This window comes from Robertmurraya sp. FSL W8-0741 (assembly GCF_038004005.1).
Taxonomy (GTDB): Bacteria; Bacillota; Bacilli; order Bacillales; family Cytobacillaceae; genus Robertmurraya; species Robertmurraya siralis.
The window spans coordinates 2,956,266-2,980,271 of the sequence record NZ_JBBOQG010000001.1 but is presented as its reverse complement, the minus strand read 5'-3'; the positions used below and the strand labels follow the sequence as shown (position 1 = coordinate 2,980,271).

General features: G+C 37.8%; 24 protein-coding genes and 1 tRNA gene. 21 read left to right on the top strand and 4 right to left on the bottom strand.

Annotated features, from left to right (window positions below):
• Positions 1 to 908: 908 nt before the first annotated feature.
• Positions 909 to 1,289: a DUF4183 domain-containing protein gene (locus NST02_RS14465; RefSeq protein WP_095308308.1), complete on the bottom strand. Its 381-nt coding sequence runs from the start codon at positions 1,287 to 1,289 to the stop codon at positions 909 to 911.
• Between the two features lie 157 nt (positions 1,290 to 1,446).
• On the opposite strand from NST02_RS14465, the gene NST02_RS14460 reads away from it, so the two are divergent.
• Positions 1,447 to 1,794 (top strand): DUF4183 domain-containing protein, encoded by a 348-nt coding sequence (locus NST02_RS14460; RefSeq protein ID WP_137744163.1) that lies wholly within the window; start codon positions 1,447 to 1,449, stop codon positions 1,792 to 1,794.
• A 412-nt stretch (positions 1,795 to 2,206) separates the two neighbouring features.
• Here the strand turns inward: NST02_RS14460 and lexA are convergent, their stop codons facing one another.
• Positions 2,207 to 2,830, bottom strand: a complete 624-nt coding sequence (gene lexA / locus NST02_RS14455) for a transcriptional repressor LexA (RefSeq protein WP_095308320.1) — start codon at positions 2,828 to 2,830, stop codon at positions 2,207 to 2,209.
• A gap of 154 nt (positions 2,831 to 2,984) precedes the next feature.
• Between lexA and yneA the strand changes: the two genes are divergently transcribed.
• The 12 genes from yneA (at position 2,985) to NST02_RS14395 (ending at position 14,393) form a co-directional block, all read left to right on the top strand.
• A complete protein-coding gene (gene yneA, locus NST02_RS14450) occupies positions 2,985 to 3,299 on the top strand; it encodes a cell division suppressor protein YneA (RefSeq protein WP_095308327.1) in 315 nt (104 codons plus the stop codon).
• Between the two features lie 10 nt (positions 3,300 to 3,309).
• Positions 3,310 to 3,966: a YneB family resolvase-like protein gene (locus NST02_RS14445; protein WP_095308727.1), complete on the top strand. Its 657-nt coding sequence runs from the start codon at positions 3,310 to 3,312 to the stop codon at positions 3,964 to 3,966.
• Positions 3,967 to 4,089: 123 nt separating this feature from the next.
• On the top strand, positions 4,090 to 4,323 hold the full coding sequence (locus NST02_RS14440) for a DUF896 domain-containing protein (protein ID WP_212933471.1): 234 nt from the start codon (positions 4,090 to 4,092) through the stop codon (positions 4,321 to 4,323).
• A gap of 241 nt (positions 4,324 to 4,564) precedes the next feature.
• A complete protein-coding gene (tkt, locus tag NST02_RS14435; RefSeq protein WP_137744165.1) occupies positions 4,565 to 6,571 on the top strand; it encodes a transketolase in 2,007 nt (668 codons plus the stop codon).
• A gap of 185 nt (positions 6,572 to 6,756) precedes the next feature.
• Complete coding sequence (gene sirA / locus NST02_RS14430) at positions 6,757 to 7,194, top strand: sporulation inhibitor of replication protein SirA (protein WP_095308347.1); 438 nt, start codon at positions 6,757 to 6,759, stop codon at positions 7,192 to 7,194.
• Between the two features lie 167 nt (positions 7,195 to 7,361).
• Positions 7,362 to 7,580, top strand: coding sequence for a YneF family protein (locus NST02_RS14425; RefSeq protein ID WP_095308355.1), 219 nt, complete (start codon positions 7,362 to 7,364; stop codon positions 7,578 to 7,580).
• Positions 7,581 to 7,902: 322 nt separating this feature from the next.
• Positions 7,903 to 9,666 (top strand): ABC transporter transmembrane domain-containing protein, encoded by a 1,764-nt coding sequence (locus tag NST02_RS14420; protein ID WP_137744166.1) that lies wholly within the window; start codon positions 7,903 to 7,905, stop codon positions 9,664 to 9,666.
• The gene (locus tag NST02_RS14415; protein ID WP_340949194.1) at positions 9,656 to 11,437 is read left to right on the top strand and encodes an ABC transporter ATP-binding protein; all 1,782 of its coding nucleotides are present in this window, start codon (positions 9,656 to 9,658) and stop codon (positions 11,435 to 11,437) included. The genes NST02_RS14420 and NST02_RS14415 overlap by 11 nt, the downstream gene beginning before the upstream one ends.
• A gap of 107 nt (positions 11,438 to 11,544) precedes the next feature.
• Positions 11,545 to 12,252, top strand: a complete 708-nt coding sequence (locus tag NST02_RS14410; protein ID WP_212933475.1) for a cytochrome c biogenesis CcdA family protein — start codon at positions 11,545 to 11,547, stop codon at positions 12,250 to 12,252.
• Between the two features lie 390 nt (positions 12,253 to 12,642).
• Positions 12,643 to 13,002 carry a response regulator gene (locus tag NST02_RS14405; RefSeq protein WP_137744169.1) on the top strand — a complete coding sequence of 120 codons (360 nt, stop codon included), beginning with the start codon at positions 12,643 to 12,645 and terminating at the stop codon, positions 13,000 to 13,002.
• A 203-nt stretch (positions 13,003 to 13,205) separates the two neighbouring features.
• Positions 13,206 to 13,694 carry a CcdC family protein gene (locus tag NST02_RS14400; RefSeq protein ID WP_095308385.1) on the top strand — a complete coding sequence of 163 codons (489 nt, stop codon included), beginning with the start codon at positions 13,206 to 13,208 and terminating at the stop codon, positions 13,692 to 13,694.
• A gap of 162 nt (positions 13,695 to 13,856) precedes the next feature.
• Positions 13,857 to 14,393 carry a hypothetical protein gene (locus NST02_RS14395; RefSeq protein WP_340949188.1) on the top strand — a complete coding sequence of 179 codons (537 nt, stop codon included), beginning with the start codon at positions 13,857 to 13,859 and terminating at the stop codon, positions 14,391 to 14,393.
• A gap of 353 nt (positions 14,394 to 14,746) precedes the next feature.
• On the opposite strand, the gene NST02_RS14390 is transcribed toward NST02_RS14395, so the two are convergent.
• Both NST02_RS14390 and NST02_RS14385 read right to left on the bottom strand, forming a co-directional pair.
• A complete protein-coding gene (locus NST02_RS14390) occupies positions 14,747 to 15,172 on the bottom strand; it encodes a DUF2621 domain-containing protein (protein ID WP_340949186.1) in 426 nt (141 codons plus the stop codon).
• 149 nt (positions 15,173 to 15,321) lie between these two features.
• Positions 15,322 to 15,418 (bottom strand) — tRNA-Sec (locus tag NST02_RS14385).
• Positions 15,419 to 15,942: 524 nt separating this feature from the next.
• Here NST02_RS14385 and NST02_RS14380 point away from each other — a divergent pair.
• The 8 genes from NST02_RS14380 (at position 15,943) to NST02_RS14345 (ending at position 24,002) form a co-directional block, all read left to right on the top strand.
• Positions 15,943 to 17,148 (top strand): acetate kinase, encoded by a 1,206-nt coding sequence (locus NST02_RS14380; RefSeq protein ID WP_095308400.1) that lies wholly within the window; start codon positions 15,943 to 15,945, stop codon positions 17,146 to 17,148.
• Between the two features lie 131 nt (positions 17,149 to 17,279).
• Positions 17,280 to 18,518: a PocR ligand-binding domain-containing protein gene (locus NST02_RS14375; RefSeq protein ID WP_095308406.1), complete on the top strand. Its 1,239-nt coding sequence runs from the start codon at positions 17,280 to 17,282 to the stop codon at positions 18,516 to 18,518.
• Complete coding sequence (locus NST02_RS14370) at positions 18,511 to 19,590, top strand: helix-turn-helix domain-containing protein (protein ID WP_095308410.1); 1,080 nt, start codon at positions 18,511 to 18,513, stop codon at positions 19,588 to 19,590. The genes NST02_RS14375 and NST02_RS14370 overlap by 8 nt, the downstream gene beginning before the upstream one ends.
• A gap of 415 nt (positions 19,591 to 20,005) precedes the next feature.
• Entirely contained in the window at positions 20,006 to 20,287 is a 282-nt protein-coding gene (gene pduA / locus NST02_RS14365; RefSeq protein ID WP_095308416.1) for a propanediol utilization microcompartment protein PduA, read from the top strand.
• A 24-nt stretch (positions 20,288 to 20,311) separates the two neighbouring features.
• The gene (gene pduB, locus NST02_RS14360) at positions 20,312 to 21,094 is read left to right on the top strand and encodes a propanediol utilization microcompartment protein PduB (protein ID WP_095308421.1); all 783 of its coding nucleotides are present in this window, start codon (positions 20,312 to 20,314) and stop codon (positions 21,092 to 21,094) included.
• A gap of 17 nt (positions 21,095 to 21,111) precedes the next feature.
• Positions 21,112 to 22,776 (top strand): propanediol/glycerol family dehydratase large subunit, encoded by a 1,665-nt coding sequence (locus NST02_RS14355; protein ID WP_137744171.1) that lies wholly within the window; start codon positions 21,112 to 21,114, stop codon positions 22,774 to 22,776.
• Positions 22,777 to 22,798: 22 nt separating this feature from the next.
• Positions 22,799 to 23,476, top strand: coding sequence for a propanediol/glycerol family dehydratase medium subunit (locus tag NST02_RS14350; RefSeq protein WP_095308429.1), 678 nt, complete (start codon positions 22,799 to 22,801; stop codon positions 23,474 to 23,476).
• A gap of 16 nt (positions 23,477 to 23,492) precedes the next feature.
• Positions 23,493 to 24,002: a diol dehydratase small subunit gene (locus tag NST02_RS14345; RefSeq protein WP_095308435.1), complete on the top strand. Its 510-nt coding sequence runs from the start codon at positions 23,493 to 23,495 to the stop codon at positions 24,000 to 24,002.
• The last annotated feature ends 4 nt before the right edge of the window (positions 24,003 to 24,006 follow it).

Genomic DNA, 24,006 nt, shown 5'->3' with positions numbered 1-24,006 from the left:
ATCAATGAGCAATCTAGTATAGGTCTGATAAGCTACAATTGCAGCAATGAAAGAGCCGATTAAGAATAATACAGATCCACCAAGTGTAAATAACCGACCAATATAAGTATTATAGGCTTCCTCAATTTATAATGAATTATTTCCTTCATAAATACACTTCCTAAATTAAAATAGGTGAGTACCCAAATTTAATTTATTCAATTCATCTGAGAAATGTTCAAAAAGGTGAAAATCGTTTAATTTTGGATATCAGTCATTTATTTTTGCGATACTTTTGCATCATTTTCAGGAATTCTCTTCATCAGACTTTCTCGACAGCAATGATATCAAAAGTTTTTTGTTACCGTGCACTAATACAATATACTTCATCAAATATTAAATAGTCCATCATAGCAGCTATGCCCGCATGCTCAGAAAACCATCAAGTTAAGTGTAACCCACTCTTTAATTAATCAGTTTTCTAATGAAAGGATGCCTCTGACGGGATTCGAACCCGTACTCCTTTCGTAAGCATAGGCTAGGGGAGAACACGCTTCCCTACGGACTTTCACCGGCTAGGAATTTCACCTGCCTCAGCTAATTTGCTTTTCGGTGCTTCTGAAACCCTTGCCTTGCGACCCGGTTCTACAATGTTTTCCGGCGCTCTTCCCTTCTAGAGCTACAGAGGCATTTCATAAATTATATTCAATATTTTATGAAGCATCAATATAAACTTTATTAGATAAGCTTTATTAACAGAATTGTTGATAAAACGATTTTTGCCTCATTTCGTGTGATGCTTGGTCTCGCACGCTTTTCCGTTAAACTGAAGGGTTTTTTGACAGGCATCTGTTTTTTTTGATGCGTATTAAATGGTAATATGCAAAAAAACAAACCCCTGAAATATCATTTTCAGAGGTGAGATTTACTTAGGTGATAATCGTTGTATCGCTTGTTGGCGCAAAGTTTGTGACAACTAGGACGACTGGAGATGCTGCTTCAATTGTTGAACCAGTAGGAACAGTTATCACTAATTGTCCTACACCAGTAGCACCTGGCGTGTAGGCAATTAAGTCATCCATTTGCAGCACACCATTTATATAAACATTAATGTAGCTATTGTCAGCCGTTAATTCTGGAAGTGTGTCTGCTGCTGCTCCAGTGTCAGTCCAGAAATCCTCAACCGCAATCGTTAAAGTACCATCGCCAGTAACTTGTTCTGCCGCTTCAGTGAAGAATCTTTCAACAGTTGGAAATGTGCTAATCGTCGAAGTTGCACTAATTGCTAGTTTCATAATCTGCAGGGGCAAGGTAACTCCTCCTTTCCAAGTTTTTACTATATTATGCCTGTTGTCATTTATTGACTAAACTTACGTATAGATAATGTAAGACCAAGCACATAATCTCGACCTATTTATATAATGTTGAAAAAGGCATGTATCGTGAGCATAAAGGAGGAAAGAAAAGGTGGCATCTAAAAATAGGGATCGCAATCATTTTATCAAACCCTTTTTGACCATTCCGTTAATTCCTCCTGTCATCTCCCGCCATCATCTTCCTAAAAAAGTGGAAGTATACGAATACTACACCGTTTCAGATGGAGAATCAAAATCATACAAAGAAGTAGATGGAATTCCTGAATTAGGGAAGCAGGTAATTCTTGCCCCCTCGCAAGTATCATATATGAATCTTTTTATTAACGGAGTGTTGCAGCCGAAGGACTGCTACGCAGTGCAAAAAGGAGAAATTACATTAAAAACAGAAGACGTGCCCCCGAAAGGTGCTCCGGTGATTTTGCAAATGTTAAAATTTTAATGATTGAGGGATAAGAAAAAGTAATCGTTGCCCTTTAGTAGTCTTTAGTTCTTCACGTCTTCGACTTATTTGTTTGCAGTCAGCCTAGAGCGGATAATATTGCTAAACTTTTCCCAGTTATTTTTTAGTTTCTGTCGATTGTTTTATCTCTATTCTCTTAAGCAAATATTCTGTTTGCAAAAAAGCAAAAAAGATAAAAAGGGGAATAAAGAGAAGAATGAGTTTGCGATGCCAATTTAAGTTATACTTCATATCAAGAGAAGAAGAGAGTAAGCTGACTAGAAATTGAGAAATAAGAGTGCTCATATAAAAACCCTTTCAAAATTTTTTCTTTTAATATGTAGTAAACGAAGAAAAATTATTCAAAAGGAACAAAAAAAGCAGGATAACCTGCTTTAAGAGATTGATAAGATTAGTGTATATGACGGTAAACACCGATAACTTTTCCTAAAATGGAGACGTTTCTCAAAATAATCGGTTCCATCGTTGAGTTTTCAGGCTGCAAACGAATATAATCTTTTTCTTTGAAGAAGCGTTTTACCGTTGCTTCATCTTCTTCAGTCATTGCTACCACAATGTCTCCATTACTGGCAGATTGCTGTTGCCTAACAATGACATAGTCACCGTCCAAAATCCCGGCTTCGATCATACTTTCTCCCATAATCTCAAGCATAAATACATGTTCGTCGTCTGCTGCAAAGCGCTCAGGCAATGGAAAATACTCCTCCACATTTTCGATTGCCGTAATCGGCAGTCCGGCAGTAACTTTTCCGACAATGGGTACATTTACTACTCTACTTTTCGGAATATTTGCTTCTTCATCAGCTTCTAAAATTTCAATCGCACGTGGTTTCGTTGGGTCCCGGCGGATGAGCCCCTTGCTCTCGAGTCTAGCTAAATGCCCGTGAACGGTTGAGCTAGATGCGAGGCCAACAGCTTCACCGATTTCTCTTACGGATGGCGGATATCCCTTTAGCTTGACCTCGTCTTTTATAAATTCAAGAATATCTTGCTGTCTTTTTGATAGCTTTACCATATTACACACCTCGAATTCTATTTCTTGCTTTGATTATAGCATGTATTTCCAACTGATACAAACATAAGTTCGAACTTTTTATTGACTAGAAACAAACGTTCGTATTATAATGAAATTAATAACGAACATATATTCTTAGTTTGAGGTGTGAAAGATGAAGAAACTATGGAATCAATATTGTTACGCAATTCTATTAATTGGTTTGAGCTTTGTACTCGCATTTGTGTTGGCAGAAAAAACGCCTACTTCTATAGAGGAAGATTATTTAACAATTAAAGTTGAGGAAGGGGATTCCTTATGGAAGTTTGCGGAAACGTACGCTGACGAACATCAGCTTTCTCCTGCTGAATTTATCAAGTGGGTAAAAAACGCGAATGAAATTGATGAGACAATCTATGTAGGAGACTCTATCGTCATTCCGGTTAAGAAAGATGGATTATATATTGCCAGCAGCCGAGAAGATGAATAGAAATAATTCAATGAAAGCAATTATTTACTGCCGTGTTAGTACAAATAAGGATACCCAAGAAACATCATTGGCAAGACAGGAAGAAGAATTATTGACCTTAGCTCAACAATATCATCTTGACGTTATTAAAGTGATAAAAGAAAAAGCGAGCGGCTATGATTATGAGCGTGAAGGCATCTTGGAGATGCTTTCTATCATTAAAGATCAAGATGTAAAAATTGTTCTTATTCAAGATGAAACAAGACTGGGAAGAGGCAATGCGAAAATTGCCTTGCTTCATTGTATTATGAAAGAGGGCGTTTCTCTTTTTTCAATTGCTCACAACGGAGAGCTGCAAATCTCCGAATCGGATTCAATGGTTTTACAAATTGTTGCAATGGTGGAAGAATACCAAAGGAAATTACATAATAGTAAAATTAAAAGAGGCATGAAGCGGGCTGTTAAAGATGGTTACGAACCTCAAAGAAACCTTAAAAATCTTGGTTTCAACAGTGGTAGAGAAAAGTTGGAGGTACCTTTAGAAGAAATCATTCGCTTGCGCAGAAATGAGTTGACTTTTGCTGAGATTGCTGCGACATTAAGAGGTTTTGGATATTCAGTCTCAAAAGCGACCGTTCATCGTAGATATAAGGAATATATGGATGATGTCAACAAACATGAAAACTAGGCTCTTTGCTTGTAATCACTTATAGATTCTAGTAATATGAAATTTACTAGTTTGGGCATAGAATGAAGACACGAATATTATGAAGAATCTATAGATGTAACAAACATAAAAAGGAGCTTAATTATGCTGTCAAAAGAAAAGTTGGCCAGAATTAATGAATTAGCTAAAAAGGCGAAGCAAGGGAGTTTAACTGAGGAAGAAGCGAAGGAGCAATCTGCACTTAGAAAAGAGTATTTGGAAACTTTTCGTTCGTCAATGTTAAATACGCTAAAGGGCGTTACAATTATTGATCCAAAAGGGAATGATGTTACTCCAAAAAAACTTAAGGAATATCAAAAAAGAAACAAACTTCACTAATTTTTTGAGGAATGCAGTGTACTGTATTCCTTTTTGTTATGGACACTTAGAATTGTATTCAAAAGTGGAAAAATAGGAACAAATTGCACTTTTTTGTTGAGAAAACAAATCGTCCGCTATATATTTAATAAGTAGAGTGGATTTCCTTTTGTTTAGAAATGATAGACATACGAGGTAATAAAACAGTTGCTTATGATCGAAAATTCACTTAGGTTTGGAATAATTAGGAGGGATAGAACAAATGTTTGGACAAGTAGATGCATTATCGGTTAACGCAATAAGAACATTATCCATTGATGCGATTGAAAAGGCGAATTCAGGGCATCCTGGTATGCCGATGGGAGCTGCCCCAATGGCATATACACTTTGGACGAGATATATGAACCATAATCCGAAAAATCCACATTGGTTTAACCGGGATCGGTTTGTATTATCTGCTGGACATGGTTCCATGCTTTTATATAGCCTTTTACATTTGTCAGGTTATAATCTTACTATCGAAGATTTAAAACAATTCCGTCAGTGGGGAAGCAAAACTCCTGGACACCCTGAATATGGTCACACTCCAGGAGTTGATGCAACGACAGGCCCGCTTGGTCAAGGAATTTCTATGGCCGTTGGAATGGCAATGGCAGAAAGGCATTTGGCAGCTGTCTATAATAAAGATAATTATGAGCTTGTTGATCATTATACATATAGCATTTGTGGCGATGGTGATTTAATGGAGGGAGTTTCAGCTGAAGCCGCCTCACTAGCCGGTCATTTACAACTGGGTAAACTTGTTGTCCTCTATGATTCAAATGATATTTCTCTTGATGGTGATTTAGATCGTTCATTCTCAGAAAGCATTGAGAAACGATTTAAATCGTATGGATGGCAATATATTCGCGTGGAAGATGGAAATGATCTTGAAGCGATTGCAAAAGCGATTGAGGAAGCAAAAAATGATCAAACTCATCCAACCATGATTGAAGTTAGAACAGTTATTGGCTACGGTTCACCAAACAAGTCCGGTAAGTCAGATGTTCATGGTGCTCCTTTAGGGGCAGATGAGTTAAAGCTAACAAAGGAAGCGTATAATTGGACTTTTGAAGAGGATTTTCATGTACCGAATGAAGTGTATGAACAGTTTAAAAAGCTGGTTGTTGAAAATGGCGAAAAGAAAGAAAAAGAATGGAATGCTCTTTATGCTTCATATAAAGTAGAATATCCAGAATTAGCCGTTCAATTCGAAACTGCTAATAGTGGCGATTTGGTTGAGGGTTGGGATAAGGATCTGCCAGTTTATGAAGAAGGTAAGAGTCTAGCAAGCCGCGCATCTTCTGGTGAGGCATTAAATGCCATTGCGAAAAACCTTCCGTATTTAATTGGGGGCTCTGCTGATTTAGCAGGTTCAAATAAAACTACGATTAAAGGTGTTGGAGATTTTACACCTGAATCATATGAAGGAAGAAATATTTGGTTTGGCGTTCGTGAATTCGCAATGGGGGCTGCGATGAACGGAATGGCTCTTCATGGAGGTTTAAAAGTATTTGGCGGAACGTTCTTTGTCTTCTCTGACTACTTGCGTCCTGCTATTCGTTTGGCAGCTCTGATGAATTTGCCTGTTACTTATGTATTTACACATGATAGTATTGCGGTCGGCGAAGATGGACCGACACATGAACCGGTTGAACATTTAGCCAGCTTAAGAGCAATGCCAAATCTTGATGTGTTGCGCCCTGCTGATGGAAATGAAACAGCTGCTGCATGGAAGCTTGCTGTAGAATCGACTACTCGTCCAACAGCCCTTGTACTGACACGTCAAAACTTACCTACATTGAATGGTACAGCAGATAAGGCATACGAAGGTGTATCGAAGGGAGCTTATGTTGTTTCACCTGCTAATACGGAAACTCCTGATGTACTTCTACTTGCCTCAGGATCAGAAGTATCATTAGCGGTTGAAGCGCAAAAATCTCTGCAAAATGAAGGAATCCATGCATCTGTTGTAAGCATGCCTTCATGGCATCGTTTTGAACAACAGACAAAGGAATATAAAGAAAGTGTTATTCCGAAAAATGTTAAGAAACGTTTAGGAATTGAAATGGCTACTTCGCTCGGATGGCACCGATATACTGGTGATGAGGGAGATGTCTTGGCTATCGATCAATTTGGTGCATCTGCTCCAGGAGAGAAAATTATGGAGGAATATGGTTTTACAGTTCAAAATGTTGTGGCGCGTGTGAAATCATTACTCAATCAATAAAAAATAGCTCGTTTTATAGCATGGCCGATTCGTTATTTGCGAATCGGTCATCGTTTTTCAAAGGAAATGAGTGATTTACAATGATTTCGACAAAAAAAGCGGAATTTTTCAACTATTTAAGACAAACATCCGCTTTAATTTTTACTATAATGAAAGAAAGGATGTGAAAGAAGGAGGAGATATGGTTGAGAAGTTATCAATTATACATAATTACAGATGAATTTGCCTCCCATTATTTTGGAAGAGAGTCTATGTTTTTTCAACTTTTTAAGGAATACGAATCGGCCTATGGAGAATTGTATTCGATCATTACTAAACAAATTATTTATATTACAAAGCCTATTCCTAGTATCAGACTTCATCAATACATTCAACAACAATTGCAAAATACGGCTGGATATTCGTTTGAGAACGGGATCTATCAAATTTCTTATGGTAAAAGCAGCTTCGCCAAACTAGAAATTTTTGATCGCTATTTAACCATTGATGCCAAAGGCAGTTATGAAGCAGAAACATGCTTTTTTGAAGTTTTACGGAAAAATGAAGGAGCTTTCTTAGCAATCGATTTATTGAATGATCGTTATGGTTGGTTGAAGCCTATAAAGGAACGGAAATTTGTTTAAACGATTAGATTTAAGTGATCGAAGTCGGTTGTAAGTAGGCAAAACGATTGAATAATGATTAAATTTCCGAAAACCTTTCATAAAGGTAGGAAAATTTGGTGCAAATATTGTATAATAGCCTTTGGTCTAGTACACTGTATGATAGACAACATGAAGGAGGAAATAAAATGGTTTGGTGGGGATATCTACTAATCGTAGTTGCTCTGCTTGGTGGAGTAGCGTTAGGATTTTTCATCGCTCGTAGATATATGATGAGCTACTTGAAGAAAAATCCGCCAATCAATGAACAAATGCTTAAAATGATGATGATGCAAATGGGGCAAAAACCATCCCAGAAGAAAATCAATCAAATGATGGCTGCGATGAACAAGCAGCAAGGAAAATAAAAGAATGAAATTGAAGCCACTTTATCTTGATGATAAGGTGGTTTTTATTTTGCACATAAAAATCACTAGCTTAAAAATGATTGATATGTTAAAATAGAACAAATGTTCTAATTGCGGAAAATATGTATGAATGAAGAAGTTGAATTTTAGCAAAGAACAAGTCATTACAAAATGAAAAATAGTCTTTCTAAATGCAATATTATTTGTTAAACTACGTTAGTTGACTAAAATTCAGAATCTTCTTTCAAGAATATCGCTATCTGTTACAGATGAACATTTCGCATCACAAATAATCAGTATTTTGTTGACGGAGGACAAAAGAATGAAAGTTTTTTTACAATTATCCTGGTTTTTTAAGCAAGAAAAAAAAGCATACATAACGGGGATTGTCCTCTTACTGATGGTAGCTTTTTTACAGCTTGTACCACCGAAAATTATTGGCATTGTCGTAGATGAAATTGACCAAGGAACGTTAGCAGCAGGCAAGCTATTGTTATGGATAGGACTGCTTGTAGGCGCAGGTCTTTCTATGTACGTTCTGCGCTATTATTGGCGAATTATGATTTTCGGTTCTGCGGTGAAGCTGGCACGCCAGCTGCGAAAGCAATTATTTGATCATTTTACAAATATGTCGCAATCGTTCTATCAAAGAAAAAGAACAGGGGACTTGATGGCGCATGCCACAAATGACTTGCAGGCAATTCAGCAAACAGCAGGATCCGGGGTGCTAACCTTAGTAGATTCTTTGGCAACCGGAGGCTTTGTCATTATTGCAATGGCAGCGACAATTAGCTGGAAGTTGACCCTCATTGCCCTTATTCCAATGCCATTAATGGCGATTTTGACGAGCTGGTATGGAAATTTGCTGCACCGCCGCTTTCATAAAGCACAAGAGGCATTTTCTGCTCTTAACGATAAAACACAGGAAAGTATAAGTGGGATTAAAGTCCTAAAAACATTTGGGCAGGAAAAAGAGGATATTGAGGATTTTCGCAGACAATCTGACGATGTGGTTAAAAAGAATATTTCTGTCGCCAAAATTGATTCTCTCTTTGACCCAACGATATCAATTGTAGTAGGAATCTCCTTTTTTCTTTCCATTGTCTTTGGGGCGCGTTATGTATTAAATGATGAGATTACGATAGGTGAACTTATTTCCTTTACAACTTACTTAGGGTTGTTGATTTGGCCAATGCTTGCGTTTGGTTGGCTTTTTAATATTGTAGAAAGAGGCAGAGCTTCCTATGACCGTGTTTCCCGGTTATTAGCTGAAAAGACAGAGGTATTAGAACAGAAGGACGCGCTTGATTTGATTCCGAGTGGAAAGATTGGCTTTCAAATTGCAACATTTATATATCCGGGTGAAAAAGAACCCGTTTTGCAGGATGTTCGTTTTTCTTTAAAACAAGGCGAAACATTAGGGATTGTAGGAAAAACAGGTGCAGGAAAGACAACATTATTAAAGCTTCTTATTCGTGAGTTTGATTTGAAAAATGGCAAAGTTACTTTTGGGGGAAGAGCGATCACTGAATATAAAATAAAGAAATTAAGAGAGGCAATCGGTTATGTACCTCAAGACCATTTTTTATTTTCAGCTACGATTCGTGAAAATATTGCCTTTACCAACCCCTTGATTGACGAGGAAAAAATTTTTAAGGCCGCTAAAATTGCTAATATTCATGATGATATTCTTGAATTTACAGATGGTTATGACACGATTGTTGGCGAAAGAGGAGTTTCTCTTTCCGGCGGTCAGAAGCAGCGTATATCGATTGCCAGAGCTCTGTTATTGCAACCGGAAGTATTAATATTAGACGATTCTTTATCTGCTGTTGATGCGAAAACGGAGGAAGAGATCTTACATGCGTTAAAACATGAAAGGGAAGGGAAAACAACGATCATTACAGCACATCGTTTGAGCGCTATTCAACACGCAAATCTTATCGTCGTATTGGATGAAGGCAAAATTTTAGAAAGAGGTACCCATGAGGAGTTAATGGAAATGGATGGTTGGTATAAGGAAATGTATGTACGTCAGCAGTTAGAAGAACTCGTGGAGCAGGGAGGTTCACTTTATGGAAAATAACAGTAGCAGTGAGCAAAGACGGGTCTTACTCCGCCTACTTGCATACACAAAGCCTCATGTAAAGACGATTGTACTTGCTTTTATGCTGCTTCTCATCGCAACAGTTGGAGATATTCTTGGGCCTATTCTCGTGTCCATTTTTATAGATGATTACTTAAGACCAAGGAATATTGTTTTTGAACCGCTCCTTATTCTTGGGGCTTCCTACATGGGCATACAAATTATAAATGTGCTTGTTTCATACTTTCAACTTCTAAAGTTTCAAGAAATTGCTTTGAAAATCATTCAAGCAATGAGAGTGGACGTTTTTGCGAAAGTGCAATCATTAGGATTGAGGTACTTTGATAAAACACCAGCTGGCAGCATCGTATCAAGGGTAACAAATGATACAGAAGCGATTAAAGAAATGTTTGTGACTGTCCTTGTTACGTTTATTCAAAGCGGTTTTTTAATGGGTGGAATCTTAATTGCAATGTTTGTACTCAATGTAAAGCTTGCACTATTTTGCTTATTGATTCTGCCGGTTCTTTATTTTATTATTCGTACTTATAGACGTTTGAGTTCAAAGTTTTACCATGATATGAGAGAAAGGTTAAGCCAGCTTAATGCAAAGCTTAGTGAATCCATTCAAGGAATGGGCGTAATCCAAGTTTTTAGACAGGAAAAAAGGCTTCGGAAAGAATTCGAGGATATAAATGAGAAGCATTTTTTTGCTGGCATGAAAAATATTCGTGTGGATGGATTATTGCTCCGACCTGCTATTGATTTAGTTTATATTGGTGCGCTTATTTTAGTTTTAAGCTTCTTCGGCATTACTTCATTTGACAGTCCTGTCGAAATTGGAGTTTTGTACGCGTTTATTAATTATCTTGATCGTTTTTTTGAGCCGGTTAACAATTTAATGGCTCGACTTTCTTTATACCAACAAGCGATTGTAGCGGCTTCAAGAGTTTTTACATTATTAGATGAAGAAGAATTAGCACCACAGCAGGCCCTAACAGGAGGAAAAATTACGAACGGTCAAATTGAATTTAAAAATGTCAGTTTTTCTTATGATGGAAAAAGAGATGTTTTAAAGAATATTTCATTTGTCGCAAGACCGGGTGAAACAGTAGCACTTGTCGGACACACTGGCAGCGGGAAAAGCTCGATTATCAATTTAATGATGCGATTTTATGAATTTGAGCGCGGAGAAATACTTATCGATGGAAAATCGATTAGAAGTTACCCACAGGATGAATTAAGAGCAAAAATAGGCCTTGTTCTTCAAGATCCATTTTTATTCTACGGGACTATCAAGGAAAATATCCGGCTTCACAATGGTGAAATAACAGAGGAAGAAATTGTAGAGGCAGCTGAATTTGTTCAGGCGCATCACTTTATAGAGAAACTTGATAATGGATTTGAACACCAAGTGGTGGAACGTGGTTCGACTCTTTCGAGTGGTCAGCGGCAATTGATTGCTTTTGCGCGTACGATTGCTGCTAATCCGAAGGTTTTAGTGCTTGATGAGGCGACTGCCAACATTGACACAGAGACAGAGGAAGCGATTCAGATAGCTTTGGCTCGCATGCGGGAGGGACGAACAACGATCGCCATTGCCCATCGCCTTTCCACTATTCAAGATGCGAATCTCATTCTTGTGTTGCATCATGGAGAGATCGTCGAGAGAGGAACACATCAGGAATTGTTAGCTAAAAAAGGATTATACCATAAAATGTATTTACTACAAAACGGTGTTACGGAAAAGTTGGAGGATGTGGTAGGTTAAGTGGAATGTAAGATTGACACAGGATGTTCATATTCTATTTCATATCATTTTAAAGGGATATTTGTTAAAATGGATAAGTAAAAAGACCATTTTCAGGAGTTGTTGTCATGACAGATGTGAACGTCTTTCTTGCATTCGGGGCTGGCTTCCTTAGTTTTATTTCACCTTGCTGCTTGCCATTATACCCGGCGTTTCTCTCTTATATTACGGGAATGTCAGTGGGTGAATTAAAAAATGAGAATGCAATGCTGCAAAGAAGGAGCCTTTTACACACGCTTTTTTTCCTATTAGGATTTTCGGTTATTTTTATAGCGATAGGCTTTAGTACAAGTTTCATTGGGGAATTTTATACTCAATATAAAGACCTTATTCGCCAATTAGGAGCGATTTTGATCGTGTTCTTTGGCCTTATGGTTGTCGGAATATTAAATCCTGAGTTTTTAATGAAGGATCGAAAATTTGAATTTAAAAATAGACCCTCTGGCTACTTTGGTTCTATTTTAATTGGGATTGCGTTTGCAGCAGGTTGGACTCCGTGCACAGGTCCAATCTTAATGTCGGTCATCGCTTTAGCAGCAGCTAATCCTAGCTCCGCACTTGTTTATATGATCGCCTATATTCTTGGATTCGCGATTCCGTTTTTTGTCCTTTCTTTCTTCATTGGAAAAATGAAGTGGATCAGGAAGCATAATATTTTAATCATGAAAATTGGTGGCTATATTATGATTGTGATGGGAATTGTGCTGTTCTTTGATTGGATGACGAAGATCATTGCTATGTTTTCTGGTTTATTTGGTGGTTTTCTCGGCTTTTAATAGTTTCAAGACATGACTTTTAACCCTGTTAGAGCTACTGTAATTGGATATAAATTGGCAAATTAGTAAGAAATTTGTCGGATACTATTCATTGAAGTTTCTAACTTTTTCCTTTATATTATTATTGAATCTATTTCATGTTTAAAAGCGAGCGCTTATTTGTTTTTAACAAATTTTATTTGCTAATATTGTTTGTTTTTTAATGGTTATCATACTTAGTGAAATCGATTCGTTGAAGTATTTTTTTAGTAACGCAAATTGAAGTTGATAGATGCACTTACTAGAATTGGAAGAAGTTAGCCATCAGGATATCTTCTTCGTGAAGTAGCTTTTGTTAAAGATAAATCTATCATGGATATTCTTTTGTGTTAGTTCTGGGGGTATACAACGATGGCGAGAATATTAATAGTCGATGATGCAAAGTTTATGAGAATGACTTTATCGAATATTTTGACAAAAGCAAACCATGAGATTGTCGGTGAAGGCGAAAATGGAAGGGATGCTGTTGAACTTTACAGACAGCTCACTCCAGATCTAGTTACGCTAGATATTACAATGCCAGAAATGAGCGGTCTTGATGCAATAAAGGAAATTAGAAAAGAATTTCCACATGCGAAAGTGATCATGTGTTCAGCGATGGGACAGCAAAAAATGGTGGTTGAGTCGATTGAAGCAGGAGCAAAAGATTTTATTGTTAAACCTTTTGATGAAGGAAGAGTTGTAGAAGCAGTCAACCGGGTGTTAAGCTAATGAAAAGCCATTTAAGGGAATAGCCTTGAATGGCTTTTGTGCGTATTTTAAAAATGGTGTAAAATTCACTCAGATGAGACAAATCCTTGTCTCTTTTGTTCATTATTTAGTATATAATGATAGGGAGTATCTTGATAAAAAGCGTCGAATCTTTTTATTGAGGTACTGTGGACTGTTTAAATTAAGAGTAAAGGATGTCTCCTATGGACTATGTAGTCATTACATCAATTGGGGCGGTATTCATGGCGATTTTCGCTATGATTGTACGGATGAAAGCTGCCAAAAAACCTGTATCTGCGAAAAAGATTATTTTGCCACCTATTTTTATGAGTTCGGGTGCATTAATGTTTATTTTTCCAATGTTTCGCGTTACTCCATTAGAACTGATTGAAGCAGTAACAGTAGGCTTGCTATTTTCGATTTTACTCATTAAAACATCTAAATTTGAGATTCGTGATAATGATATTTATTTAAAACGCTCGAGAGCGTTTATCTACATTTTAATAAGCCTCCTTGTTATCAGAGTGCTTGCCAAACTCGTTTTAAGCGCAACGATCGATGTCGGTCAATTGGGTGGAATGTTTTGGATCTTAGCATTTGGTATGATCGTTCCTTGGAGGATTGCGATGTATGTAAACTATCGGAAACTGCAGCAGCAGTTATTTGACGATGTTCCAACAAAGACCGTATAACAAGAGGCTGGCTTTAACTAACGGGTTCGCTTCTTGAGTGCAAAATTGAAAAAAGACAATACAAATGGGGGTTCAATTTGCAAAATGAATTGGACCCCCATTATTACATTTTAAAACAAGAGCTTGGAATATTATGTTAAAATATTGTAAAGGAGGCTACATATGAAAAGATTAAAAGGAAAGAGGTATATAATTTCTATCTTATTCATTTTATCAGTAGTACTAATAAGTTGTACTTCAAGCCCAACCTTCGAACTGTATGAAGGACATCCATTAAGAATAGCAGTAGTAGGAGAACAACCAGACGTAAAAGAGGAACAAGTTAAATTTACAGAAGTTTCATTTGATGAAATGACAACGGAAAAATTAAAGTCTTATGATGCGGTCTTTATTAGGGAAGATAAGCTTTCAGAGGCCTCTGAAAGCCAATATACAGATATTTATCTGAATTCAACAATTCCATTTTTCTTTATTGGAACTGACAATTTTCTTCCTTTTACAGAGAACGAGTTGGAGTACGACAAGACCTCGAATTGGACTGCTGGCACTAGTTATGCTGTTGGCGTTCTTACATCACAAGAAGATGATACATTAAAAAAATGGGAAATTAGTTTGTACAATGATGAAAAGACTGATGAACACATTGAAGAAATGTATTCAAGAATTTTCACAACAATTGATGAACTAAATCAAAAATAGCAAATAGGAGCATAATGAATATGCTCCTATTTGCTATTTTTGGTTGTTGAGGAAATATAGATTTCACAGTTGCGTATAACTCTTTCAGTGAGTGTATCTACATGCAGCGCAAGCAGCCAAAGCCCAACAAACATTGGTATTTGAATTTTTACAACCTACGATAAGTCGACTGGAGGTGCTAGCACGATAGGTTTCCTATATCGAAAGAACTCCCCTTTTAAGTTTGTACGACGTCCTGTGCTTTTGTTCTCAGTTCAGTACTACTTCAAGACATTGTGCTGTTATCGTTCAGTGTGTACTTCCGAATCGAACCCATTCATGATAAACAAGACTTTCTTTAACCCTATCAACTTTTAAAATAAATGCTGATAGGGCGTAATATCGATTTTTTTTTCATTCAGTTTCTTTAATAGAAATTTATGATCTCTTTTTGGTGTCGCTAATATGTATCCGCGAATAACTAAGTCCTCTGTCACCTTGTTCCGTTTTTCATTTAAAGTGAGCTCACCAATTTTTCCAGCAATTTTATGCCTTGCTACATCCCGAAATAGTTCAGGAACAGGACTTACTAAATCTTCGAGTAATTCCTTTTGCTCTTCAGTCCATAAATGTCTAGTTTGATTTACGTAGTATTCTTCCCATTCCATGTCCGATTTCCCATCTTCTTTTGGAAGTTTTTTCAGGAATTTTCTGAACATAAAATAACCACCAATAGCCATCGCTCCAGTGAACACGAAAACCCAAATGACAATAAACCAAGCAAACCAACCTTCTAGCATCACATTCACCTACATTAAGTATCATATCACCACTATTATAGACGTTATGGCAATGATTAGACAAGGCATGAGTATTCAAGTCAAACATAACATCCAAACATGAAAAAAAGCTCCTATGAAGTCGGGCGCTTTAAAAACAATAATTTTATTGGCGGGACCGCCTGGGAATCGAACCCAGCTATCCTGGCACGCAGGACACAGACGGTTTTGAAGACCGCGGAGGACACCAGTACCCCATTCAGCCCCGAATTGAACAATTATCATTATACCGAGAAAGATATGCTCTTACAATAATAATTAGGGATTTCATCCTGTGTAATTGGAGTTTTTCACATTATTGTAATAAATACCTTTAATATAAGTGTTTTCATGTTTACTTTAACGATCTTACTTATCAAGCCATTTTGATTCATTTTGTCCTCGGTGAAGGGAAGGACAAACCAAGCAGCATTCTATAATATAGCTGAAGAAAGAGAGAAATTATGCAGATCCTATCATATTTTAGTAGAATTTAGGAATTTTATAAGTGTTTTCCAGTTTCATTACAATAATTACCGCGAATAAATCATAAAGTTCGAATTTTAGTAACAAAATTGATGTGCTTGCAAATATAACTGCATGTATCATTAAATTGACAGCATTATATTTTTCTCCTCTTAGAGCATGAAGAGTGATTTTAATTCCTAACAGCCTTAAATCAATGGTTGATTAATCCATTAACCAATTCTTATTGCTTATGATATTAAATAATGAATAGAGGAGATAGGTGTATGTCAAAGATTATGGCCATTAATGCAGGAAGCTCATCTTTAAAATTTCAATTGATTGAAATGCCTGCAGAACGAGTAATTACAAAGGGAATTGTGGAGCGAATTGGTTTAAATGAATCAATTTTCTCAATTCTTGTCGATGGACACATGAAAAAGGAGACTGCGGAAATCCGCAATCATGAGAAAGCGGTTGAAATCCTTTTAGATAAATTAATTGCCCATCAAATTATTGATTCATTTCATGAAATAGATGGGGTTGGTCATCGAGTAGCTCACGGTGGCGAAGTCTTTACGGAATCGACGTTAGTTACATCGGAGCAATTGAAAAAGCTAGAGCCTCTGACTGAATTAGCTCCATTGCACAACCCAGCAAATATTTTAGGAATAAAAGCATTTCAACGTGTATTAGGCGAAGTACCTTCCGTGATGGTATTTGACACTGCTTTCCATCAAACGATGCCTGAGAGCACTTATTTGTATGCGTTACCGTACGATTACTATAAGAAATATGGCATACGTAAATACGGATTTCATGGAACATCGCACAAATTTGTTTCAGAGAGAGCAGCAGAAATATTAGGCAGACCGATCGAAAGCCTTCGACTTATCTCTTGTCACTTAGGCAATGGTGCAAGCATTGCCGCCATTGAAGGTGGGAAATCAATTGATACATCAATGGGTTTTACACCGCTTGAAGGCGTCGTGATGGGGACTCGCTCTGGAACGATTGATCCAGCGATTATTCCATTTATTATGATGAAAACAGGAAAAAGTGTTGATGAAGTATTAACGATTTTAAATAAGGAGAGTGGTTTATTAGGATTATCTGGTTTTTCAAGTGATCTCCGGGATATTGAAATGAAAGCGGAGCAGGGAGACCATCGCGCTGAGCTAGCACTTGATATTTTTGCTAGTCGTATTCACCAATATATTGGTTCATACGCTGCGCGAATGAATGGTGTAGATGCTGTTATCTTTACTGCAGGAATCGGGGAGAACAGTTCGACGATCCGGGCGAAGGTATTAAAAGGTTTGGAATTTATGGGAGTTTATTGGGATCCAGAGCAAAACAAAATAAATGAAGAAGAGATGTACATTAGTTACCCTCACTCTCTCGTTAAAGTTTTGAAGATTCCTACAAATGAAGAATTAATGATTGCAAGAGATGTTTATAAAATTTGTGATCAGATTTTCGTTAAAGGCTAAGCAGATGAGACGTTGCATCAGAGAAAGACCAAGGTGATTATGTTCTTGGTCTTTTATGTATAGTGCTACTAAGTAATGTATCCAATTGAAACTTATCCACTTGATGATAATAAATTGAGCGAGATGATTCTATGAATATACAGGAAATCATTGATTTTGACGCACTTCAGAGGGTTCAGGATTCTTTTACGAAAGCAACTGGTTTAGCTGCGATCACAGTGGATTTTCGTGGAAATCCGATAACAAAGTACAGCAACTTTTCGTCGTTCTGTGAAAAGATCCGCAAAAATCCAAAGCTTTATGATACTTGTCTCAAATGTGATGCTTTTGGTGGATTGGAGGCATCAAGAAGAGAAGGTGTCTTCATTTACCGTTGTCACACCGGACTGGTAGATTTTGCAGTACCCATTATAATAAAAGGGCGATTAATCGGTTCCATGCTTGTCGGACAAGTTAAGTCTAGTGATGATGATCATGAGAATCTTGAATATATTACGAGCAAATCTCTTGGATGGAAAGAAGATGAAGAGGTTTTGCAAGAGCTAGAAAAAGTACCAGTGATGTCTTATGAAAAGATTGCCGCCGTTGCAGATATGATGTTTCATGTCATTAATAGCATGGTAGAGAAGGATATTACTCAGTATGTGCAGGAAGAACTACGAGCGAAAGATCAGCAGCTGTTGGATCAAATGAAAATTCAAGCAGAGCTTGAAAAATCGCTTCTTACCAAACAAAATCAATTTTTTCGTCTTTTAGTAAATCCCAATTTTTTATTTAATGTGATCAATACAATGTCCTGTTTTGCTGTTATTGAAAAGGCGCCAAAGACACAAGATGTCATTCTTACATTCTCCGATATGATGAAGTACTTGATTACGAGCTATAATAGTTTAGTTACTGTCGAAGATGAAATTTCATATATGAATCTCTATTTAAAATTACAAAAAATTCGCTTTGGAGATAGAATGAACATTTCAATCGACATTCCTAGAGAATTAAGAACGATCCAAATCCCTCCAATGATTATTGTTGCCCTCTTAGATAATGCCATTATTCATGGACTTGAACCGAAAGAAGGCAATGGGACGATTATGGTAAGAGGTTCTGCAGATAATGAAGATTTCGTTTGTGAAGTGATCGACGATGGAGTGGGGATTTCAGTAGATAAAATAAATAGCTTCATGAAAGAGCAAGGAGTATCAGAACAAGATAATCAATTTAAGGGCATCGGTTTTAGACATGTAAACTTCAATTTGAGATTACTTTACGGAAATGATTATCAGCTTGAAATCGCGCAAAATCGAAAAGGTGGAACAACTGTTAGATTCAAAATCCCGATGGAATCTAATGGAGGGGTTCCACATGTATAATATCTTACTAGTTGATGATGAAATTATCGCCATTGAGGCTCTTAAAGTAATTTTTGCACAAATAGAAAATACGAGAGTAATAGGAGCAGCTAATTCTGCAGAGTCTGCGAAAGAGCTATTTGAAAACAGCCAGCTTCATATGACCTTCCTAGATATTAAAATACCTGGTGCGGATATCATCTATTTAATAAAATATATGAAGCGGAGAAATCCAAAAAATCGTATTATTTTATTAACAGATTATGGTTCCTATGATTTTGTATTTAAGGCATTAGAAATGGGAGCAGATTCGTATCTTTTAAAGCCGTATCGGCAAACAGACATTCTTCGCCTTGTTAATATGTATTTATCACAAGAACATGCTCAGTCAATAAACTTGGAACAAACGATGGAGCGTTTGCTTGGCTATGTGTCTAATGAAGATTATAATAACTCCATCAAAATGGCAGAAATCCTTACTGAACAATTGTTTTCGGAGTATGATAAAGAGCATGATAAAATCCATTTAACCACTCAGTCGCTCATTAAGATGCTGGATTTGATATGTCGGCAAAAAGGAATATTCCTCTCGCATAAGTTAGAATGGACTGCCTATCATGAAGTCGATACTCGTGATTTCCATAAAAAGCTTAAAATCCTTATTGATAGTATATTCGATACGATTAGAGATTCGAAAAGCGACCAAGAGATAAAAGTAATCCAAGCGGTGCTTAAATATATAGAAAAGAATTACCAAAAAGGGGTCACGCTCGAGGCAGCAGCGGAACATGTCCATTTAAGTCCCTATTATTTAAGTAAATTGTTCAAAAAAGAATTAAAGATCAATTTTGTTAATTATGTAACGAAACGAAAGATGGAAAAGGCGAAAGAACTTTTAGAATCAACAGATCTGCCTGTTATTAATATTGCTATGGAATTGAATTTTCAGGAGCCCAATTATTTTAGCAAGGTTTTTAAAAAAGTTGTTGGCTTAACTCCATCAGAATATCGCAAGCGGGCAGCAGAAATTAGTTCACAATCTGATATGTTAAAAAGACATACTAGTATATTAAACGGGAAATGGTTTATATAAGCAAAAAGTTACACCTGTCAAAGTTAAAGACAGGTGTTTTTTTGTTGTCTCAACCCATTATGAAAAGAGCTGGTTATACCTTTTAAAATCTGTTCAAATGTTAGAACAACTCCATTTTCTTCTAAGAGTTCAAAGTGGTCACAGAAATGAGGCGCGGTTTCATAGCGGAGTTGAGAAAAGTAGGATTAAAAAAATCCACTTCTAGAGCAAAAAAATATCTTTTTCTGGACAAAAAAAGATTGGTTGCTTGTCACAATCAAGGCAAATCTTTACCTATACTAGCCAATATTGTACAGAGAACGGTCACTTAAAAAGCCCTATTATAAAGCTTGTAAGGCGTTAGGAGAGTAATGGTAGCAAAGGAATTTTCTTTTCTACGGTTGCTCAAATCACTTTTTTAGAGGAGGAACTTAGAATGATTAAAGAAGCATTAGGCATGGTGGAAACAAAAGGGCTAATTGGTGCAATTGAGGCAGCTGACGCGATGGTGAAAGCAGCTAATGTTACGCTAATCGGTTACCAAAAAATCGGTTCTGGACTAATAACTGTTATGGTTCGAGGTGATGTAGGTGCTGTGAAAGCGGCTACAGATGCTGGGGCTGCGGCTGCAGAAAAAGTTGGAGAAGTAGTATCGATTCATGTAATTCCAAGACCACACGCAGAAGTAGAAGGGATCTTACCAAAATTAGAGCAATAATATTTTTTTTGGAGGTGCTAATAAATGAAGGAACAAATGATTGAAAAAATCATGGAAGAAGTCATGAAAAAGGTAGATGCTCCAAAGGAAGCGGAGCCTATAAAAAAGGAAAAGAGTTTCTGTGGTTTAACAGAGTTTGTCGGTGTTGGACGAGGTGACACAATCGGACTTGTTATTGCCAATGTTGATTCAAGTGTTCATGAAGCGATGAAGCTAGACAAAAAATATCGTTCGATCGGGATTATAGGAGCTCGTACAGGTGCAGGTCCACAAATTATGGCAGCCGATGAAGCTGTGAAAGCGACCAATACAGAAGTATTGACGGTTGAACTTGCGCGTGACACAAAAGGAGGAGCAGGCCACGGCTCGCTGATTATATTCGGTGCTGAGGATGTGGCTGATGCTCGACGTGCTGTGGAAGTTGCCTTGAAGGAATTAGAGCGGACATTCGGTGATGTTTATGGCAATGAAGCGGGCCATCTTGAATTCCAATATACAGCCCGGGCGAGTTACGCTTGTGAGAAAGCGTTTAATGCTGAAGTCGGAAAATCATTCGGTTTACTGGTTGGTGCTCCGGCTGCAATCGGTGTCGTTTTAGCTGATACAGCCGTAAAAGCTGCCAATGTTGACGTGATTGGTTATAGTTCACCAGCTCAAGGAACCAGTTTTTCAAATGAAGTGATTTTAACATTTAGCGGTGATTCGGGTGCTGTAAGGCAAGCTTTAATCGCAGCACGGGAAGTGGGAAAAAAATTATTAGGAACTCTTGGAAGCGAACCTGTATCAGATACAGTTCCTTACATCTAACTTGAGGAGGGAAATCAATGAAATCCAAACGTTTTCAAGTGTTGTCTGAGCGTCCGGTCAACCAGGATGGCTTTGTCGCTGAATGGCCTGAAGTGGGACTTGTGGCAATGAGTGGTCCAAATGACCCGAAGCCAAGTATAAGAATTGAGCGTGGCATCGTTGTGGAATTAGATGGCAAAAAGCGAGAGGAATTTGACTTTATTGATACGTTTATCGCAGATTATGCGATAAATTTAGAAAAAGCTGAAGAAGCGATGTCGATCGATTCAAACGAGTTTGCCAGAATGCTAGTCGATATTAATGTACCGAGGGAGAAGATCATTCCTCTTAGCACGGCGATGACTCCAGCTAAGCTTTGTGATGTTGTCAAAGATATGAACGTTGTCGAATTAATGATGGCGTTGCAAAAAATGAGAGCTAGAAAAACTCCTTCTAATCAATGTCATGTTACAAACTTGAAGGATAATCCAGTTCAAATAGCAGCGGACGCTGCTGAAGCAGCATTACGTGGCTTCGATGAACAAGAAACAACTGTAGGAATCGTCCGTTATGCTCCTTTCAATGCCCTTGGTCTTTTAGTCGGAGCCCAAACTGGACGTGGAGGAATTTTAACGCAATGTTCTGTTGAAGAAGCGACAGAGTTAGAAATGGGAATGCGGGGACTTACCTGTTATGCAGAAACGGTTTCTGTATATGGAACAGAGCCTGTTTTCGTCGATGGCGATGATACTCCTTTTTCTAAAGCATTTCTTGCATCCGCATATGCTTCACGCGGCTTGAAAATGCGCTTCACTTCAGGTACTGGCTCTGAGGTGCAAATGGGCTATGCTGAAGGGAAATCAATGTTATATCTTGAAGCACGCTGTATTTTTGTAACGAAAGGCGCCGGCTCACAAGGGCTGCAAAATGGTTCAATCAGTTGTATCGGTGTCCCTGGTGGGGTACCATCCGGAATTCGTGCTGTTTTAGCTGAGAACTTATTCACGACCATGATGGATATGGAGGTTGCCTCAGGTAATGACCAAACCTTCTCCCATTCTGATATTAGAAGAACCGCCAGAACTTTAATGCAAATGCTTCCAGGTACTGATTTTATTTTTTCAGGATACAGTGCTACGCCAAACTATGACAATATGTTTGCCGGTTCAAACTTTGACGCAGAAGATTTTGATGACTATAACGTGCTGCAGCGTGATTTAAAAGTAGATGGAGGATTGCGCCCGGTTTCTGAAGATGAAGTAGTGGCGATTAGAAATAAAGCAGCTAGAGCTATTCAAGTCGTTTTTGAGGGCTTAGGATTGCCTGCCATCACAGATCAAGAAGTAGAAGCTGCTACATATGCACACGGAAGTAATGATATGCCTGACCGCAATGTAGTAGAAGACTTAAGAGCGGCAGATGACATGATGAAACGTGGAATTACTGGAATTGACATTGTTAAAGCACTAAGTAAGGGCGGATTTGATGATGTAGCACAGAGTGTCCTAAATATGTTAAAACAACGTGTTTCAGGTGATTATTTACACACATCAGCGATTATTGATAAAGATTGGAAGATTGTCAGCGCCGTCAATGATTTAAATGATTATCAAGGACCTGGAACTGGCTACCGTATGAGTGACGCTCGATGGGAAGAAATTAAAGCCATTCCTCGTGCAATTCGTCCAGAAGATGTGAATTAAAACCGAAAGGGGTGTTATGTGAATGACTATTAACGAGAAGTTAATTAGAGAAGTGATAGAAGAGGTTTTAAAAGACTTCAATATGGAGGGAAAAACAGAAGCAATACCAGTTACGCAAACTGCTAGACAAGCAGTGATTCCTTCCAGCTCGAAAGGACTAGAAATCATCGAAAGTGGTTCTGCTGCTATTGGAACTAGAAAGGATGAAGTCGTGATTGCGGTTGCTGCAGCATTCGGTGTCCATCAAACAAAGACGATAGTGGGGCTCCCACATACCGAAGTATTGAGAGAAATTATCGCTGGAATTGAAGAAGAAGGCATATCAGCTCGTCTGATTCGTGTCTATCACACATCAGATGTTGGATTTGTCGCCCATCAAGCAGCGAAATTCAGCGGTTCAGGAATTGGGATTGGAATTCAATCCAAAGGTACAACTGTTATACATCAGAAGGATCTGCCGCCTTTATCAAATTTAGAATTGTTCCCGCAAGCGCCGCTATTAGATCCGGAAACATATCGATCCATTGGAAAAAATGCAGCGAAGTATGCAAAAGGGGAATCGCCAAACCCTGTGCCGACAAAAAATGATCAAATGGCGCGTCCGAAGTATCAGGCAATCGCTGCATTGCTTCATATTAAAGAAACGGAACATGTTGATCGAAGCAAAAAACCAACAGCTTTGCAAGTGAAATTCAACTAATACGGAGGTGAGCACTATGAATCAACAACTTATCGAGCAGATCGTGAAAGAGGTCATGTCTTCTATGGGAACGGTTTCGGAGGAGACAAGTAAAACTGATAGCATGACAGTTAAGGTTGATGCGCAAAAGGATTATCCGTTAGGAGAAAAACGACCTGAACTTATTAAAACTCCTACGAATAAAGATTTGGACCAAATTACACTCCAAGGTGTAATCGATGGAAGCGTAACGTCAGAGGATGTCCGAATTGCTCCCGAAACTTTAGAATTACAGGCCCAAGTGGCAGAGTCTATGAGAAGAAAACCGTTAGCGCAAAATTTCCGCAGGGCTGCTGAACTAATTGCGGTTCCAGACGAACGAATCCTTGAAATATATAATGCACTAAGACCATATCGTTCTACAAAAGAAGAATTGCTCGCTATCGCAGAGGAACTAGAAGGAAAATTTAATGCAAAAATGAATGCGAAACTAGTTCGTGAAGCTGCTGATGTATATGAAAAGCGTGACCGATTGAAAAAAGACTAGCATC